This is a genomic window from Streptomyces sp. NPDC059718, from assembly GCF_042733315.1.
Classification (GTDB): domain Bacteria; phylum Actinomycetota; class Actinomycetes; order Streptomycetales; family Streptomycetaceae; genus Actinacidiphila.
This window is the reverse complement of the sequence record NZ_JBHWGA010000009.1, coordinates 107,675-110,662: the sequence shown is the minus strand read 5'-3', so window position 1 is coordinate 110,662 and position 2,988 is coordinate 107,675. Positions and strand designations below refer to the sequence as shown.

Sequence of the window (2,988 nt, the reverse complement as noted above, 5' to 3'; positions counted from 1 at the left end):
GCGGCCTCGCCGGCTCCCGGAACCGCCGCGCAGCGGGCCAAGCCCCGGCTCCAGCCGGAGCACCCGTCGGACCGCTGCGCCACCGCGAGGGGGCGGTCGGACCCCGCGGGACGTCCACGACACCCGGCCCGCCCCGACCATGACACGGCGTCATGCGGCCCCGCCCGCGCCCCAGAAGGCCACCGTGCCGCGGGCCAAGCCGCGGGGCTGGACGGCACACCCGCCGGACCGCCGCGTTACCCGCGCCCAGTCGGACCACCGCAAGGGCCACCACGAAGGCCACCACGATCCACGCGGCGAACCCGCCGCCCGGCGGCAAGGGCGGCGTCAGGCGGCCTCTTCCGCGGGCGTCCCCGGTTCCCCCTCACGGGTCGGGCGTGCCGCCGGGCGGTGGGGCAGCGCCACAAGGGCCGCGCCGAGGGCGAACGCGAGGGCGGGCAGGGCGGGGAACCGGCCGTCGGGGGCCAGACCGTGCACCGACCAGTAGGCGAGGGCGGCCGTGTTGCAGGCCAGACCGGTCCACAGCAGGGCGGGGCGGTCGTGGCGGGCGCCGGCCGGCGGGGCGACCGCGCCGAACAGACGGGCGAGGGCGCGCTCCAGCGGCCGCAGTGCGACCAGCACGCCCGACAGGAACACCGCGAGCACCAGCATCCAGGGCACGCGCAGCGCCCACCAGGCGGCGCTGCCGAAGGCGGCGTCGGGGGCGAGGCCGACCAGGTAGAACACGGCGGCGAGCAGCACGGGCAGCATGTGCCACAGGTACAGGGTCATGCTCGCGCCGCCCAGGAACCCGACGGCCCGTCCCACGCGTGCGCCCTCCAGTGCCCGCCGGACGGCCGGCGCGGCCAGCAGGCATGCGCCGGCCTGGGCCACCACCCAGGCCAGCATCGCCGGCGACGGGGGGTCGGTGTTGCCGACGGTCTCCCCGGTGACCCGGATCAGGCTCACCGGGTACGGCCCGAGGGTGATCAGCGCCGTGAAGGCCAGCGCGCCGCCGACCGCCATCGCGGCGGCGGGCAGGCGCGTCAACTGCCCGTCGCGCCAGCAGAACCCGAGCTGGTACGCCACGCCCCAGACCAGGACGTAGTCGACCAGCCCGGTGGAGGCCGGGGCACCCGCCGTCACCGACGCACCCACCGCCAGCGCGACCGCGCCCATCGCCACCGGGACCCGCGGCCCCCAGCGCCGGTGTGCCGCGTGCAGCACCGGGGTGAGGGCGCTGAGCAGCAGGTACACCGGGAGGAACCAGAACTGCATGGCCATCGCCCATCCCGCGAGCTCGAGCGTGCGCCGGTCCACGCCGGCCGCCGAGCAGATCGCGACCGCGAGCAGCACCAGCCCGCAGTAGGCGGCCGCGGGCAGCAGCAGGCGCAGGGCCCGCCGCGCCACCCAGGGGGCCGCCGTGCCTCCCGCGGCCCGGGTGCGGGCCCAGGAGCCGCCCGCCGCGTGGCCCCCGGCGAGGAAGAACAGCGGCATGATCTGGAAGCCCAGGGTCAGCCACTGCGTCCAGGGGATCTCCGCCAGGAGTTCGGGCGCCGCGATGCCCCCGCCCGGCTCCCGGACGAGGGCGGTGATCAGCCAGTGGCCGAGCACGACCATGCAGATCGCCAGGGCCCGCAGGAAGTCGACGTACCGGTCTCGCTCCATGCCCGGTCATGCTGCCCCACCCCCGTCCGTGGCGCCGCGGTTGGCCCCGGCCGCAACCGATTCGTACCCGCAGCGCAACCTGACCGGGGTAAATCGCTTGCGGGGCCCGCTGGTCGGGGGGAGGCTGGCCGGTCGGTCGCGAGGAGATGGAGTTGCCGATGGCGGGCGAGGAGCAACGGGACGTGTCCCTGTGGCGGTTGGCGGACCTGGTGACCCCGATGGCGCTGCGCACGGCGGCGACGCTCAAGGTGGCGGACCACCTGGCGGAAGGTCCCCGCACGGCCACCGAGCTGGCGCAGGAGACCGGGACGGAGTCGGGCGCGCTGGACCGCCTGCTGCGGCACCTGACCGGTGTCGGGGTGGTGACCCGCGACGGGGGCGGGCGGTACGCGCTGACGGCCCGGGGCGAGGAGCTGAGGTCGGACCACCCGGGCGGGCTGCGGGAGTGGCTGGACACCGAGGGCGGCCTCGGCCGGGCCGAACTGGCCTTCGTGCAGCTGCCGCACAGCGTGCGCACGGGCACGGCCGCCTTCCCGCGCCAGTACGCCCGCGGGTTCTGGGAGGACCTGGCGGCGGACGAGGAGCGGACCCGCTCGTACGACCGCGCGATGGGGGTCGACGTCGCCGAGTGGGCGGGCGCGCTGGTCCCGGCGTACGACTGGGGCGCGCTCGGGCACCTGGTCGACGTGGGCGGCGGCAACGGGACGCTGCTGGCGGCGCTGCTCACCGCCTTCCCGGAACTGCGCGGCACCGTGGTGGACCAGCCCGCCACGGCCGGTGCGGCCCGCGCGACGCTGGCGGCGGCCGGACTCGGCGACCGCGGCGACGCGGTGGGGGGCAGCTTCTTCGAGGCGCTGCCCAAGGGGGCCGGCGGCTACCTGCTCTGCGCGATCCTGCACGACTGGGACGACGACGCGGCACGGGCCGTCCTGCGCCGCTGCGCCGAGGCCGCCGGCGAGCACGGCCGGGTGCTCGTCGTGGAGAAGGTGGGCGCCGACCACGAGTCGACCGTGGCCGCGATGGACCTGCGCATGCTGGTGTACTTCGGCGGCCGGGAGCGCGGGGTCGCCGCGCTGACCGCGCTCGGCGCGGACGCGGGGCTGCGGGTGTCGTCGGTGCGCACGGCGGGGGACATCGGGATCGTCGAGTTCAGGGCCGCCTGACCTCCGGCCGCGGCCGCGGCACTCCTCGTCTTCCCGCTGGGCCCCGGAAGGGGCGTGGGGCCCTCACCGAAGCGTCGGCACGGCGCCACCCTCCGCCCGGGTCACCTCGACCCCGGGAGCCGGGCGCGGACGCCGCCCGTGGTGCGGCTGACCCGTAGTCTCGCGCCCTCCGGGGCCC

2 protein-coding genes are annotated in these 2,988 nt (G+C 77.2%); one reads left to right on the top strand and one right to left on the bottom strand.

The features are described 5' to 3' along the window. Positions 1–327: 327 nt before the first annotated feature. A complete protein-coding gene (locus ACFV3E_RS13040) occupies positions 328–1,647 on the bottom strand; it encodes an acyltransferase family protein (protein ID WP_500534754.1) in 1,320 nt (439 codons plus the stop codon). A gap of 158 nt (positions 1,648–1,805) precedes the next feature. Between ACFV3E_RS13040 and ACFV3E_RS13035 the strand changes: the two genes are divergently transcribed. Next, complete coding sequence (locus tag ACFV3E_RS13035; protein ID WP_500534753.1) at positions 1,806–2,810, top strand: methyltransferase; 1,005 nt, start codon at positions 1,806–1,808, stop codon at positions 2,808–2,810. Positions 2,811–2,988 lie beyond the last annotated feature (178 nt).

Bases quoted from the DNA above. Each gene is read 5' to 3' on its own strand.
- ACFV3E_RS13035 (WP_500534753.1), top strand. From the start codon at position 1,806: ATGGCGGGCGAGGAGCAACGGGACGTGTCCCTGTGGCGGTTGGCGGAC.
- ACFV3E_RS13040 (WP_500534754.1), bottom strand. From the start codon at position 1,647: ATGGAGCGAGACCGGTACGTCGACTTCCTGCGGGCCCTGGCGATCTGC.